This window comes from Phyllobacterium phragmitis, from assembly GCF_002980495.1.
Taxonomy (GTDB): domain Bacteria; phylum Pseudomonadota; class Alphaproteobacteria; order Rhizobiales; family Rhizobiaceae; genus Paramesorhizobium; species Paramesorhizobium phragmitis.
Genome location: NZ_PVBR01000045.1, coordinates 1 through 13452, shown reverse-complemented (window position 1 = coordinate 13452; position 13452 = coordinate 1). Strand labels below are relative to the sequence as shown.

General features: G+C 58.0%; 14 protein-coding genes and 3 pseudogenes. 11 read left to right on the top strand and 6 right to left on the bottom strand.

All coding sequences use genetic code 11. The features are described 5' to 3' along the window. Nucleotides 1-120: 120 nt before the first annotated feature. The 3 genes from tnpB to C5748_RS26705 all read right to left on the bottom strand — a co-directional run bounded on the left by tnpB (nucleotide 121) and on the right by C5748_RS26705 (nucleotide 2152). The gene (tnpB, locus tag C5748_RS26720; protein ID WP_105746017.1) at nucleotides 121-330 is read right to left on the bottom strand and encodes an IS66 family insertion sequence element accessory protein TnpB; all 210 of its coding nucleotides are present in this window, start codon (nucleotides 328-330) and stop codon (nucleotides 121-123) included. Next, nucleotides 327-719: an IS66-like element accessory protein TnpA gene (gene tnpA, locus C5748_RS26715; RefSeq protein ID WP_105746015.1), complete on the bottom strand. Its 393-nt coding sequence runs from the start codon at nucleotides 717-719 to the stop codon at nucleotides 327-329. Before tnpA ends, tnpB begins: the two co-directional genes overlap by 4 nt. 791 nt (nucleotides 720-1510) lie before the next feature. Continuing rightward, nucleotides 1511-2152 carry a TetR/AcrR family transcriptional regulator gene (locus tag C5748_RS26705; protein WP_105746013.1) on the bottom strand — a complete coding sequence of 214 codons (642 nt, stop codon included), beginning with the start codon at nucleotides 2150-2152 and terminating at the stop codon, nucleotides 1511-1513. 82 nt (nucleotides 2153-2234) lie between these two features. Between C5748_RS26705 and C5748_RS26700 the strand changes: the two genes are divergently transcribed. Then, nucleotides 2235-3365: an FAD-dependent monooxygenase gene (locus C5748_RS26700; protein ID WP_105746019.1), complete on the top strand. Its 1131-nt coding sequence runs from the start codon at nucleotides 2235-2237 to the stop codon at nucleotides 3363-3365. Between the two features lie 407 nt (nucleotides 3366-3772). Here C5748_RS26700 and C5748_RS26695 read toward each other — a convergent pair whose 3' ends face one another. Continuing rightward, the gene (locus C5748_RS26695) at nucleotides 3773-4195 is read right to left on the bottom strand and encodes a winged helix-turn-helix transcriptional regulator (RefSeq protein ID WP_105746011.1); all 423 of its coding nucleotides are present in this window, start codon (nucleotides 4193-4195) and stop codon (nucleotides 3773-3775) included. 105 nt (nucleotides 4196-4300) lie between these two features. Here C5748_RS26695 and C5748_RS26690 point away from each other — a divergent pair, with 105 nt between their 5' ends. Further along, a complete protein-coding gene (locus C5748_RS26690) occupies nucleotides 4301-5224 on the top strand; it encodes an NmrA/HSCARG family protein (RefSeq protein WP_342588393.1) in 924 nt (307 codons plus the stop codon). A gap of 287 nt (nucleotides 5225-5511) precedes the next feature. Here C5748_RS26690 and C5748_RS26680 read toward each other — a convergent pair whose 3' ends face one another. After that, nucleotides 5512-6414, bottom strand: a complete 903-nt coding sequence (locus tag C5748_RS26680) for an AraC family transcriptional regulator (RefSeq protein WP_105746006.1) — start codon at nucleotides 6412-6414, stop codon at nucleotides 5512-5514. Between the two features lie 188 nt (nucleotides 6415-6602). Here C5748_RS26680 and C5748_RS29270 point away from each other — a divergent pair, with 188 nt between their 5' ends. From C5748_RS29270 to C5748_RS26665, 4 genes and pseudogenes are all read left to right on the top strand, one after another. After that, nucleotides 6603-6734, top strand: coding sequence for a hypothetical protein (locus C5748_RS29270; protein ID WP_280953505.1), 132 nt, complete (start codon nucleotides 6603-6605; stop codon nucleotides 6732-6734). Nucleotides 6735-6925: 191 nt separating this feature from the next. Continuing rightward, nucleotides 6926-7933, top strand: coding sequence for a zinc-dependent alcohol dehydrogenase family protein (locus C5748_RS26675; protein ID WP_105746004.1), 1008 nt, complete (start codon nucleotides 6926-6928; stop codon nucleotides 7931-7933). A gap of 45 nt (nucleotides 7934-7978) precedes the next feature. After that, nucleotides 7979-8482, top strand: coding sequence for a tyrosine-type recombinase/integrase (locus C5748_RS26670; RefSeq protein ID WP_342588395.1), 504 nt, complete (start codon nucleotides 7979-7981; stop codon nucleotides 8480-8482). Between the two features lie 114 nt (nucleotides 8483-8596). After that, nucleotides 8597-8707, top strand: a pseudogene (locus tag C5748_RS26665) (transposase domain-containing protein); the annotation flags it as partial. A gap of 201 nt (nucleotides 8708-8908) precedes the next feature. On the opposite strand, the pseudogene C5748_RS29125 reads toward C5748_RS26665, so the two are convergent. Further along, nucleotides 8909-9259: pseudogene (locus C5748_RS29125) on the bottom strand (LysR substrate-binding domain-containing protein); the annotation flags it as partial. A 314-nt stretch (nucleotides 9260-9573) separates the two neighbouring features. Here C5748_RS29125 and C5748_RS26650 point away from each other — a divergent pair. The 5 genes and pseudogenes from C5748_RS26650 to C5748_RS26630 form a co-directional block, all read left to right on the top strand. Then, nucleotides 9574-10224 (top strand): transposase, encoded by a 651-nt coding sequence (locus C5748_RS26650; protein WP_105746003.1) that lies wholly within the window; start codon nucleotides 9574-9576, stop codon nucleotides 10222-10224. Between the two features lie 80 nt (nucleotides 10225-10304). Further along, nucleotides 10305-10757, top strand: a pseudogene (locus C5748_RS26645) (transposase); the annotation flags it as partial. A gap of 177 nt (nucleotides 10758-10934) precedes the next feature. Then, nucleotides 10935-12533, top strand: a complete 1599-nt coding sequence (locus C5748_RS26640) for an MFS transporter (RefSeq protein ID WP_245581998.1) — start codon at nucleotides 10935-10937, stop codon at nucleotides 12531-12533. 37 nt (nucleotides 12534-12570) lie between these two features. Continuing rightward, on the top strand, nucleotides 12571-13143 hold the full coding sequence (locus C5748_RS26635) for a cytochrome b (RefSeq protein WP_105745999.1): 573 nt from the start codon (nucleotides 12571-12573) through the stop codon (nucleotides 13141-13143). 205 nt (nucleotides 13144-13348) lie between these two features. After that, a partial coding sequence (locus C5748_RS26630) for a transposase (RefSeq protein WP_146119638.1) occupies nucleotides 13349-13452 on the top strand: 104 nt, incomplete at its 3' end.

Genomic DNA, 13452 nt, shown 5'->3' with positions numbered 1-13452 from the left:
GAATGTGCCAGCCAAACAATGTAGCCGATGGAACCAACTTGTTCACCGGGCTGAGGCCATCCGTCTGCTCAATGCTCAAAATGCATAGATATCAACGAAAGGGCTGTAGTATGAAACCAGTTAGTTCGTGAACAGGCAGGCACCCTGGCCATCGTGCCAGATCACCTTGATCAATCCACCTTGCCGACCGCGGAAGCAGAACAGATGACCGCTGTGCGGATCGCGCTTCAACGTCTCCTGCACCATCAGCGACAGGCCGGGAAAGCCCTTGCGCATATCCGTATGCCCGGTGGCGAGCCAGACTTTAACGCCGCTCGGAACCGGGATCATCGCCGCTCCACAACAGCGAGTATCCGACCCAAAGCCTCCGTATCGATATCGCTCTCAACCCGCAGGCGCCGACCGTGGCCAAGCTCGATCGTCACCATGCTCGTCTTCTTGCGAGAGAGCGGCGGTGATTTGGCTGCCGGGGCCTCAGGCTCCGGCAATGCCGCGACAACCTTCACCGGCATGAATGGCGGGGCTGATGGCGTCGATATCTGGCAAAGTTCTTTGCGCCATCTGAACAACTGGCCGGCATGAATGCCTGCCGAGCGGGCGACCTCTGATACACTGGCCCCCGGCTCAAACGTCGCCGCCACCAGCCGCTCTTTCTCTTCACGAGACCACCGTCGGCGCCGCTCCACCGACGTGATCACCTCAACAAGCTGCTTTGTCATGAGACTATCCCTAGTGCTGGCACTAGGACTTGCCCCGTTCAGCCTATCTCGGCAAGGCGGCCATCACCGTGGGGATACGAATAAACCGGGTTCGCGAGGCATAGACATGCCGGTCGCCGGTCGAGGACTGGCCATGGGTGAAGAAGCGCTGATGTCACTTGGCAGCTAACGGTAAGAATGTGGCTGTTTGGTCGGCGTTGGGCACTTAATTATAAGAATGTCGGCCGTTCGATTCGCAAATTAACTGCATCTGGGAGGAGGCTTACAGCCGTCGACGAAGGCTATAGTTTTCTCGATGAGATGGTTTTGTGGCCGGAAATATCGGGAACATTATTCTCGCATTAAGTGACAAATTCGAAGCTATATTATCAAATTAACTGCCCACTCTCAAATTAGGTGCCCGACTATCTAACGGAAATTATTCATACGCCGTTCTCATATTTAAGTGCCAAGTGACACGAAGGCCTCAATGTACCACCCGAACTTCTAGCGCACATCTCTCCCCTGGGCTGGGCGCACATCCTACTGACCGGGCGAATATCTCTGGCCCACGGAGGCAACCGCTTAGGGTGTCATTCCGCCCCCAGCCGGAACCGACGCCACGATGGCAGACTTCGTCAGGGTCACTCTCAGACCTCTGATCGAAAAGGCGCGGACGGCTGGCGTCAAACCAGAGACGTTCCTAACGTGGTGCTCGCAGCGATAGACCGGTTATCGATCATTGCGAGTCATACGGGCTCGATAAGTACGTCGATTCATCGGTCGGCAGCTAGGCAGGCTGATCGCATCGATCAGGCGTAAAGCGAACCCGCCATCGCGGCCTTGATCCCGATGCTTCCCTGGTCGATGACGGCGAGTAGAATCCGTTGCGCCTCAGCCTCATCACGATTGCGCTCGAAGGCCTGATGGGCCTGGACGAACGCGACGCCCCAGGTCGCCAGCAGCAAATTCGCAGCCAACTGCGCATCTGCATCACTGCGATCTTGGCCTGCCCTTTCCGCGAGCCCTTCCTGGACCACGGCGGCAAGCTCATCGCGGATCGCTCTGGCACGGGCCTTCAGCGTCTCGCTCTCAGCGATCGTCTGCATGAAGCGCGGGCTCGCGTCGAAGAAGCGGACATAATCGCGCTGCTCCGCCACGACCTGATGCGCGAACAAGCGCAGCGTCTCGATCGGACCAATCTCAGGGTCGCGTTGGCGCAACACCGCTCGCACCTGCTCGCGCGCCGCCTCGTCGAGGTCAAAGAACATGTCCTCTTTCCGGGGGAAGTGATTGAACACTGTCATTCGCCCGACATCCGCGGCTTCGGCAATCTCGTCGACAGTCACGCGATCGAAGCCATGAGCGTTGAACAGGCGCGTGGCCGCATCGGAGATGGCCTGGCGGGTGGCGAGCCGCTTGCGGGTCCGTCGATCAATCGGGAGTATTGACATTGGAAGCTAGGGCCCCTTACCTATACTGAGTATAAATATAGATTCGATCTCCTTTTACCTTATGTCTGGCCGGTGGTGGTTGATGCAAGAGAAAATTGACGATACCGACATCCGGCCGATGAGCCTGCTCGTCTCGGGCGCGAGCTTTGCCGGGCTTTCGACGGCCTACTGGATGAACCGGCTCGGATATCAAGTCACCGTCGTGGAGGTCGCTCAAGGCCTCAGGAAAGGTGGCACGCCTGTCGATATTCGCGACCGCACGATCGGCATCGTGGCACGCATGGGCCTTCTTGACGAGATCAGAGCGCGGCGCCTTCCGCCCAGACCGACCATCTTCAAGAATGCCGACGATGAGATCGAAGGCCGCCTCCCTCCTCAGTCAGCGGACGAGGAGGAATATGAGATAGAAAGGGACGTGCTCCTCGGTATGCTGTTCAAGGCGATCGAGGGACGTGTCGAGATCCTCTTTGGCAATTCAATCGTTAAGTTAACCGAAACGCAGCAGGGGGTGCGAACGTCGTTTGCGGATGGGTCGGAACGCACATTCTCACTCGTTATCGGCTGCGACGGCAATCACTCCGTCGTCAGGAGGATGAGCTTCGGGGACGAGGCAACCTATAGCCACTTTCTGGGCGCATATTTCTCCGTCTCGGTCGTCGACAAGCTGATGATCGGGCAGAATACGACGCAGGTTTTCAGCACGCCAGGCAAGTCGGTCATATTGAACGCCTACGATAGCAAGACCGACATTGTCCTTGGTTTCCGTTCTGATAATGAGCTTGCCTACGATCATCGCGACCAAGCGCAACAGAAACGCATCATCCATGAGCAGTTCACCGGGATCGGGTGGAAGGTCCCTGCGCTCTTAGCGGAGATCGAGGACGCGGATAATTTCTATTTCGACAAACTCTGCCAGATCAGAATGCCGTGCTGGACAAGCGGTAGGTTCGCACTCGTTGGCGACGCGGCCTATTGCGCCTCCCCCGCAGCGGGAATGGGTGGATCATTGGCAATCATAGGCGCGGCAGCATTAGCTGACGCCTTCGAGATGCATCCCGGCAACTTCGCATTCGCCTTCGAGGCGTACAATGACGGCCTGCGCACATTTATCGACGAAACGCAGATGCAAGCCGTCGATTTCGGACTGGAGATTTTCTTTCCAAAGACGGAAGAATCCATCCGGCGCAGGATGGAACAGCTACCCGTGACATAACCGGTGACGCTAGGCGAAACGATCGAGCTCTTGTGGACACCGCAAAGCGGGCAGCACCCTCTTCACCCCCGCGACACACGCGCTCAGCCAACCCGAGGCGGCGGACCATTGCGTTTCAATCGCTTTGTCTACCGGTTAGTTGCGTCCAGGTGGTTCCCCAGTGACTTGATTCATTCTGCATCCTCCGGCGTTGCCGGGTTGTAGACCACCGTCGGCAAGTCGGCTCCACCGTCGAAGGAAAAGACCCACTATTCGAGAGCGAGAGAGCCAACCGCCGGGTGGGATATGCTGGCCGGACATTCCCAGACCCGCGACACAGCGTCGTGGTCTTGCGGTGCCTGTGGGGGGAACCGACCGCAGCCTCTGGCCTTATCGACCGCGGACGGTTTTGATCTTCACTTCGAAGACTAATTCGCGCTTGTTCCGCTTCGTTCAACATCATCGAATTCCTTACGCGAAGCTTCAATATCTTGCCAGGTATCCCTGATCCAGCCTGTAAAGGCAGCCAGCGGATCCAGCATGGACCTGCCGCGGGCCGTTAGTTCATACTCAACCCGCGGCGGCACTTCAGGATAATAATGACGCGCCACAAGCCCGTCACGCTCGAGACTGCGAAGCGTGAGGGTCAGCATCCTTTGCGAAATGTCCGGAATGCCGCGTCGGATCGCGCCGAACCGCATGGGTGTATCAGGCGACAGGGCGAGCATGGAAACGACCAGAATAGTCCATTTGTCGCCGAGACGGGCCAGGACGCTGCCGGGTGCGCATGGGGTCAAGACGGGGCCCCGTGCGGTTTCGATAACGGGGCGGCCATTAATTTCACGCTGCACGAATGAACTCCTTCAATGGTTATGATGATGTAACCGACGATCAAAAATGTGCCGTCTTGCGCCGATTTGCAATCGGTATCATTTGATAACCGTCATTAATTACGGATGGTAACTAATATGGATCACACTGCAGAATTTCTCGTGTTTGGCGCGACCGGGCAACAAGGCGGGTCGGTTGCACGCGCATTGAAAGCGAAGGGGGGAAAGGTGCGAGCTTTTGTCCGCGATCCGGAAAGCGGCAAGGCCAAGGCTTTGGCTACCGAAGGTATTTCCCTGGCAATTGGCGATCTGTTCGATCCTGCCTCGATCGATCGGGCGATGGCCGGCATCGCCGGCGTGTTCAATGTCCAGACCAGTTCACCCGCAGGTGAAATCACGGACGAGCAGGAAGTCTGGCAAGGCAAGGCGATTGCGGACAGCGCACTTCGGCAGGGCGTTGGACATCTCCTCTATTCTTCCGGCGGGGCAGCGGGAAAAGGTCCGACGGGAATGGGTCATTTCGACAGCAAGTCCGAAATTGAAGCTTATGTGCGAAGCCTCCCGATAAAGAGTACGATCACCCGTCCGGCAAGCTTTATGGAGATGATGCTTCTGCCGGGGATGGGACTGCCTCAGGGCGAATTCACCTTCTTCATGCGGCCAGAGCAGTCCATGCAGATGATCGCGGTGGACGACCTCGGCCGGATCAACGCCGAAATCCTCTTTACCCCGGATCGTTTTGCAGGGAGGGCGATCGAGCTTGCGAGTGCATCGGTGACCGGCAAGGAGGTTGAACAGGCATTCACAAAAGCTGCCGGCAAACCGGTCGTTTACAAGCGCTTTCCTGAAGAATTGCTTGCGAAGAACCCTTTCCTCAATCACCTGACGGAACTTCTGGACAATGGCTTGCTCGCCGGGGCCGCGGATATACCGGCCATCGAGTGGGAATTTGGTCATCTGACTTCGCTTGAGGAATGGCTCGACGGGCCTGGAAAACCCCACTTTAAAAACGCTCTCGAGGACGAAAAGGCTGAGGTGGCCCTCCGCTAAGAGGCCAAGGCGAGCGATGCAAATAGGCCTTCGTATCGAACTTTGATCGCTGACGTCATGTCCGCGACAGATTGAGTCCCGGGCTGCGATGTTGAGAACTGGCGTTGGAGTCGCCGGCTGAATGACATCGCGACCGCGTATCGGGTCCAGTGCTTGCGAGGAAAAGCAGCCAGTCTCAGCAGTGCAAACAGGTCGATGAAGCTGTCATGTGATGGCGGCCTCATCACCATGCATTGGTTCAGTTCGCGCCTCGTTCTCCTCATCGGAGAGCTGCAACCAAATTATCGTCAGATCATGGCAGCCGGGGGTTGGGCCCGCTCGTCCCGCATCGCCAACGAATCCTGTTTGGGCGAACGCTCGAACCTGCGCGAATACTCGCGACTGAACTGGGAGACACTGTCGTAACCAACAGCTTGCGCCGTCCGCGTCACGTCATTGCCCTTGGAAAGAAACTGTCGCGCAGCCTGCAGTCGCAGCGCTTTCTGGTATTGGATCGGGCTTGTCGCGGTAGCCGATCTGAAATGCCGGTTAAAGGCCGGAACGCTCATACCGGCGACTTCGGCGAGGGTCTTAACGGCGACAGGCTGATCGAAGTGGGACCGCATCCAAGCGATGGCTTTGCGTATTTGCGCCCGACTGCCTTCCTCGCAGACAAACTGCCGCAGCACTAAGCCATGCGCACTCTGCAGCAGGCGGTACAGCAGTTCACGCTCTCTCGGTCTCGCCAGCGCGGCGATATCTCCCGGGGCATCAAGCAGCCTCAGATGCTGGCTCCAAGCCTCAAGCAGTTCCGCCGTTCCTTCCGCCACGCTGAAACTTGACGGTTCAGGAAGGCTCGGCGCCGGGGGAGGCAGATCCGCGAGCAGTTCCCCGAGCAGCAGGGGATCGACGGTAAACCCGACTGCCACATACGGCTCGTGGTTTGCTGTTTCAAATAGGCACCGTGTGGCGGGTAGTTCGACCAGCGAAGCGAACGATCGTCCGGGTCCCTGGTTCAGTGTATGACTCCCAATTACAAGTTGCTTGGTCCCCTGAAGCACCAAGCAGAAACCCGGTCCGCACATAGTGGTTTCTGGATCACAAACGCTGTGCGATATCGCAACGCTCAACCGCGGAACAGGAGTCGTCATCTGCGGTCCGGCGAAATGGACCAGTACGCGATCGCGCATTTTTTTGAGCAAGTCTTGCATTGATCAAACCTAACTCGACGCGTGGACGCGAACAAGTCAAATGATCCGATTAGGCAAAAATTGGATCGAATCCGGCGTTGTTTAATTGCAGGGTAGGAACGACATTTGGAGTGAACAGCTTGAGACGACATGCGAAGTGCCACCGTTGCACAGACTAACCTTCATCCACACGCTCATGGAATGAGATGATGACGCTCAATAAACTCGAAAATTTCATCAATAACCACCGGGGTCGCGGCGAGGGCCGCGCACGCCGCAACGTCATCATCCGATCGACCAAACAGTCCGCATCGGCGATCATGGTGAAGCATCCAGTTTGAATACCGCATCTCACTACGTCGGGTTGTAGTAACCCAAAGCGGCAACGCGCAAACGTCGGATTCGGCCGCTCCAACGTGCTCGTCCACGAGTGCATTTGCCCGGTCGCGTAGTTGAAAGACCACCGAACGTACAATCCCCGACGTCGCCTCGACGTTCGACACACCATCAACCAATCCCAGGAGAAACCTAGATGAAAGCCATGATCCTTGACGCGCCTGGCGGCCTTGATCGTATTCGTGTTGCAAACATCGACGATGCGCGTGCACCGGCCGCCAATGAGATACGCGTCCGCATGAAGGCTGGCTGTATCAATTATCACGATTATGGAGTCGCCAGCGGCAGGGCGCCGACAGAAGACGGTCGCATCCTGCTGGCTGACGGCGCGGGGATCGTCGAACAGGTCGGGAGCGAAGTAACAGACTTCCTGCCCGGTGACGCTGTGCTGACCTGCATCTTTCCGCAATGGCGTTCGGGGCCGCCGCAAGTTTCCGACTTTTCGCAGACGCCGGGCGATGGGGTAAACGGGGTTGCATGCGAGACGTTCACAGGGCCGGTTGGCCTGTTTACACCGATACCGCGCGGCTACAGCATGGCGGAGGCAGCGACGATCACGACCGCCGGCGTGACCGCTTGGCGCGCGTTGCTAGTAAATGGCCCTCTCCAGGCCGGTGAAACAGTGCTCGTGCAAGGCTCGGGTGGCGTGTCGCTCTACGCGCTTCAGATCGCCAAGGCGCTCGGCGCCAGGGTGATCGCTACATCCTCCTCCTCGCACAAGCTCGCGCGGCTGCGCGCGCTCGGCGCGGATCATGTCATCAACTATCGTGACGAGCCGGAATGGGGTCGCCTTGCGCACGAATGGACCGGCGGCAAGGGCGTCGACCACGTTATCGACGTCGGCGGACCGACAACCCTACCGCAGTCGATTGAGGCCGTGAAGATCGGCGGTCATATAGCGATGATCGGCCTCCTCGGCGGCCTGGAAGCCAAGATCCCGATGATCCCGATATTCGCCAAGCAGATCCGGTTCCAGGGTTGCCTCAATGGCAGTTGGCAAGACCAAGCTGACCTAGTGGAATTTTTAGCCACGCACGACATCAGGCCGGTCATCGACCGCAGTTTCAGGCTTGAGGAACTGGCGGAGGCCTTTCGATACGAGGAGTCGGGACAGCACTTTGGCAAGATCGTCATCGATATTTAATCAAATGCTGGCGAACGGCGGGGATGTGCGCGCCCGCCTTTTCACCTGAGGACTGTACGTCCCGGGATTATTAAATGGCAGCGACGGCGCTGCTACGATGAACTGAGTAGGGGAGGGAGCAATGTCCTGACCCGAAAGCTGGTTGCACAGCAAGCCCTCCAGCGGTGGCTCAGGGAGCCAGGGAAGCGGGGCGCAACGGCTCTCTTTCCGAATATGCACGGTGGCAGGCTCAGCGTGGACGGCGTGCAGGCGCTGCTGAACAAATATGTCGCCAAAGCACGTGAGCACTGCATCTCTCTTCGCTCAAAGCGGGTCTCGCCCCATGTCTTGCGGCACTCTGCTGCCATGGAGTTGCTGCAGGCGGGCGTCGACTGCTCCGTAATTGCCCTGTGGTTGGGCCACGAAGCGATGGAAACGACGTTGACCTATCTTCATGCGCATCTCGAACTGAAGGAATCTGCACTCGCAAAGCTGAAGCCGTACGAACGCGCCAAGGCCGAGCGATTTCGACCAAGCGACCGGCTTCTGGAATTCCTGAACGCCCTCTGAGCATGAGAACTATGCCGAGTGCCAAACAACAGCGTCCCGCCGAACTGACCGGGAACGCACGGTTTGCTGCAAACAATAGAAGAGACACTCGGCATAGTTCGACGGTCGGCATAAACCTGCAAACTCAACGCCGTCGATCCGCTGGCCTACCTGATCACCATACTGACCGCCATTGTCAACGGCCATAAGCAGAGCCGTATCGCTGAGCTTTTGCCGTGGAATTATACAGGGCAAACAAGCGGCTACTTTCGGCTTCCGGCGCTGAGCCGCCACCAAGCTATTCCAGATAAGGCTGCAGCACCTCTTCGATCCATCCCATGAATGCTCGGACACGACGTGACAGGTTTTGACGATGAGCGACCGGACTTCAACGAGTGCTCCGCTTTCCAGGTGCTGCCGTATCCCGGAATAGGCTGCCTGGATCAGTCCAATGCCTGCGAGACCGGCAGCCTCGTAAGTCTGTACGCTGTTGACATGCAGTGCGCCAGGAAGCGGGAGCGTCGCAAAATCGCCGCCACTCCCGTCCGGATACTCCCAGCCATAGGGCTTGGCGCCGAGTGTCCTGCTGTAATGGATTGCACGGTGCGTCTGCAGTTGCAGGTCTTCCAGGGTTTGAGGGATGCCATGGCGTGCTATATAGATTGGGCTCGCCGCATTCACCATGCGCAGTCGACCGAGCCGACGGGCGATCAGCGTCTCATCCCCAATCGGTCCGATCCGGAGAACGCAGTCGAAGCCCTCCTGAACAAGATCGACCTGCCGATCCGTGCTCGATATCTCCAGCTCCAGCTCTGGATGGGAGCCATGAAGTCCGGCAGGGCTGGTATGATCGTCGTACGCGCGAGTTCTGTCGGTAGATCGACCCGCAGGCGACCTCGGAGCGCACCGCGATCTTTCGCAAACATCGCCAGCCTTCTGCGGGACGACAACCGCTGGGTGACCGCGCAGCGGATCGAAGTGTCCGGCGGTCAGGTGATCTGACCCCGAGGTGTGCCTGATCCCTGCAGGGGGGGGCCGCGCCGAATTCCGGCGCCGGGTATCCTGCGAACGAGGGTGTTGCAGGGCGGCGGCGCACGGAAGGAAAACAGAAGATGACAATCGGAACTTCGGGAACCGGCAAGAAGGGCGCCGCCCTCGCGACAACGACAGCTTCGACGCAAAAAAAGTGCTTGCATTCTATCAAGGCGCTCGAAGATCGTGACATCGAAGCCATCGTGCCGGCCAAAGCTGAGCCGCGACCGGGGAAGGTTATCCCGACGCGCAGGTTCAAGTTCGATCCCCGGCACAACATCGCGCGTTGTCCGCGCGGTAAAATCCTCCGGCCAAAGGGGAAGCCACATCGCGGCTTTCAATATTTTCACGCGAGCAGCCGCGATTGTCGGGCCTGTCCGTTGCAGACGCGCTGTGTCAGTTCTTCCCGTCACTCACGCGTCGTCGTGTTTAACCTCAATCATCCTTCGTTACTCAGGGCCCGGCGCAAACGGATCGCATGGGGCGATCGCGAACAGCGGCTCTATCAGCGACACCGCTGGAGGGTGGAAGGCGTTCATGGCGAAGCCAAGACCTGGCACGGCCTGGCACGCGCAGTCCGGCGCGGCCTCGATAATATGCGCATTCAGGCGTTCCTCACCGCCGCGGCAATCAATCTCAAGCGGCTCGCAGCAGCTTTTATTGCCGTGCTTTTGGCCGTTATCGCCGACCGATACCTTCGCAGCGACGCCAGACACCCATCTTTCAGTTGAAAACTTATTGCGCCGGGGAAAAAGGCAATCCGCATGATGTGGCGCACGACATCACTCCTACAACAAGCTTTCTCAACAACCCCATCGTGCATCTCATCCGCCATTCGCTGGAGTTCGTGTCATGGAAGGACCGCAAGACCGTGATGCCGGCGCTCAGGGCCATCTACAAAGCCCGAGACGCCGAGGCCGGCATGAAGGCCCTGGAGGAATTCGCGGCAGGCTATTGGGGCCAGCGTTATCCGGCGATCACGCAGAGTTGGCGGCGCAATTGGGAACATGTCGTGCCTTTCTTCGCCTTCCCCGAGAGCGTGCGCCGGATCATCTATACCACAAATGCCATCGAGGCGCTGAACTCCAAACTCAGACGTGCGGTTCGCACCCGCGGTCATTTCCCAAGTGACGACGCTGCGATGAAGCTGCTATATCTGGTGCTCAACCATGCGGCCGAGGAATGGAAACGCCCGCCGCGCGAGTGGTTTGAGGCCAAGACGCAATTCGCCGTCGTCTTCGGCGAGCGGTTCGTCAGCCAGTGACGGAAACAGGCCTCAGGCACAAAATATCCGACAGTCCCCCATTTCTCTCCATGCATTCTCCACATTTCCTCCATCAAAACGCAAAGCCTGGGCAATAATTGCTCCGATGCAGAATTGAATTGTCGCAAAGCCGTTCAAACTGGCCAGCGCCAAGTCTCCGTGCGCCTGAATACAAGCGTGAACATCGGTAAGAAAATGGCACTCTCCTTCGACAGCAGGACTATCCAGCATCCGGAGCGTTCCAAGCGGAGATGGCTGATCCTCTTTGCGGTCATGCTCGCGTTCTTGCCCGTCGTGCTCGACATGACGATCCTGCATATTGCCGTGCCGTCACTGACACTGGCATTGCAGGCCTCAAGCACTGAGGTGCTCTGGATCATCGATATCTATTCGTTGTTGATGGCGGGTCTGCTTGTGCCGATGGGCACGCTTGCCGACCGTACCGGTCATCGCAAGGTGCTGTTGACGGGTCTGATGATCTTTGGCGTGGCCTCCATCGCCGCCGCTTTTTCCACCACGCCAGCCATGCTGATTACCGGGCGCATCCTGCTTGCATTCGGCGCTTCGATGATCATGCCCTGCGTGCTTGGAATTATCCGCCGGACATTTGAAGATCCGGGCGAACGCGCGATGGCATTGGGACTCTGGGGAACGGTGGGAGCGGCGGGCGCCGCCGTTGGCCCGCTCGTGGGGGGTGCTTTGCTGGAACATTTCTGGTGGGGGTCGGTCTTTCTCATCAACATTCCAGTGGTTCTTCTTATCGCCACGATCATCGCCTTCGCTTTGCCGAAAAATGAGCCGGTTGCGCCGGGGAAATGGCAAATCCAGCATGCCTTGCTGCTTATTGTCGGCATTGTCGCTCTGGTTTTTGCAGTGAAATCCGGGTTCGGCGGAAAGCAGCCGCTCTGGATTGCTATCAGCGCCGCGATCACGGGCGTTGCCGCTGTCTCCATCTTTGTCAGAAGCCAGCTCGTGGCGACGGAGCCGATGCTCGACCTTTTCCTGTTCTCCCGCCCGGCGATCGTTAGCGGCATCGCAATGGCCGTCGTTACCGCCGGCGCCCTTGCTGGTGTGGAATTGACGCTTGCCCAGGAATTGCAATTCGTCCTCGACAAATCTCCGCTCGAAGCCGGCCTTTTCATGCTGCCGATCATGGCAGCTGCGGCCTTGGGTGGCCCGGTTGCCGGCTTTCTTTCGAACCGGTTCGGGCTGCGGGCGGTGGCGAGTCTTTCGCTTCTCGTCGCCGCGTTTTCGCTGGCGGCGTTGGCGCGGTCTGATTTTCATCAGCCGGGCATGGTTGTTCCAGCACTTCTGGCCCTGCTTGGCCTTTCGTTGAGTATCGGCCTCACGGCCTCGTCGATTGCCATCATGGGGGCAGTCGAGGCTGAGAAAGGCGGCGCTGCGGGTTCCCTGGAAGCCACGGGTTATGAGCTTGGCGCCGGTCTCGGCATCACTCTCTTCGGTGTGGCGCTTTCGGCAATATATGCCGCCTCGATGACGGTGCCGGCTGGCATTGCGCCAGAGTTTGCGGAAACGGCGATCCGCTCCATCGGCGACACCTACGTCGTGGCCGAAAAGTTTTCCGGCGAACTTGCCACATCGTTAATCAGCGCAGGCAAAAGCGCTTTCTCGACCGCACATGCCGTGCTTCTGACATCCGCAGCCACCCTGATCGGCACGCTCGCCGTGGCGGTTTTCTTCACCCTGAAAAATGCTGGTGCAGAGAAATGCGAGGTCGTCAAAAAACAGGCTGTCCCAAGCAGCTTGAAGAAATGACGCGATCCAGCCAAACGCTCACTTGGAGAAGGTTTTCATGTCCAGTCTGATAAAAACACGTCTTGCGGCAAGATACCCTTTGCCGGTTCGCTGTCTGCACTGGCTCAGGGCGTTGCTGATTATCTGTCTGATCGCCTCGGGCTGGTACATGACCAGTCTCCCGGAAAGCGACATGGCCACAGCGTCGTTTCTTTACCCAAATCACAAGCAATTTGGTGTTCTGGTCTGGCTGTTGGCGCTCGTCCATCTTGCGCTTCGCTGGCGATACAGGAAGATCATGCCCTCGACACCATCAGGGCTCGCGCTATGGGAAAAAATGCTCTCGCATGCGGTCCATTGGATGTTGATCACTTTGACACTTCTCGTGCCTTTGCTTGGATATTCGCTTTCAAGCAGTTTTTCGCAAAGCGACGGCGTGCCGTTTTTCCTCATCGCCCATCTTCCGGAGCTTCTGCCTAAGAATGACGTCGCCTTTGCAGTCTTTCAGACGCTCCACAAATATGGGGCTTATCTTATGTTGGCATGTATTCTGCTTCATATTATCGGCGCCTTGAAGCACCGTGTCTTTGAGCGGGGAACAGATGCGGATGTCATTCCCCGCATGTTCTGACGTTGTCTCCCCACGTCTCGAGGAGTTTCAATCGCATCTCAGCCTCGCAGGCTAACAATGGTAGGAGGACCGTGCTGGATGAGTGGCCGCGACGACGCCATACGGTGGAGTCACTTTTGAGGCGATATTCTTGGGGTGGGTTTGACCTGCCACTGCGAATTTCCTCCACGATGGATTAGAGCCCGGCCCATTAAAGGACGGACGAATGAAGAAGCAGAGATTCACCGAAGAGCAGATTATTGCGGTGCTGAAGGAGCAGGAGGCTGGCGCGAAGGTGTCCGACCTCAGCCGTAAGCACGGAATTTCAGA

Excerpts from the sequence above, each read along its gene's own strand:
- C5748_RS26650 (WP_105746003.1), top strand. The coding sequence starts at position 9,574 with ATGACAATCGGAACTTCGGGAACCGGCAAGAAGGGCGCCGCCCTCGCG.
- C5748_RS26675 (WP_105746004.1), top strand. The coding sequence starts at position 6,926 with ATGAAAGCCATGATCCTTGACGCGCCTGGCGGCCTTGATCGTATTCGT.
- C5748_RS26690 (WP_342588393.1), top strand. The coding sequence starts at position 4,301 with ATGGTAACTAATATGGATCACACTGCAGAATTTCTCGTGTTTGGCGCG.
- C5748_RS26680 (WP_105746006.1), bottom strand. The coding sequence starts at position 6,414 with ATGCAAGACTTGCTCAAAAAAATGCGCGATCGCGTACTGGTCCATTTC.
- C5748_RS29270 (WP_280953505.1), top strand. The coding sequence starts at position 6,603 with ATGACGCTCAATAAACTCGAAAATTTCATCAATAACCACCGGGGTCGC.
- tnpA (WP_105746015.1), bottom strand. The coding sequence starts at position 719 with ATGACAAAGCAGCTTGTTGAGGTGATCACGTCGGTGGAGCGGCGCCGA.
- C5748_RS26700 (WP_105746019.1), top strand. The coding sequence starts at position 2,235 with ATGCAAGAGAAAATTGACGATACCGACATCCGGCCGATGAGCCTGCTC.
- C5748_RS26635 (WP_105745999.1), top strand. The coding sequence starts at position 12,571 with ATGTCCAGTCTGATAAAAACACGTCTTGCGGCAAGATACCCTTTGCCG.
- tnpB (WP_105746017.1), bottom strand. The coding sequence starts at position 330 with ATGATCCCGGTTCCGAGCGGCGTTAAAGTCTGGCTCGCCACCGGGCAT.
- C5748_RS26705 (WP_105746013.1), bottom strand. The coding sequence starts at position 2,152 with ATGTCAATACTCCCGATTGATCGACGGACCCGCAAGCGGCTCGCCACC.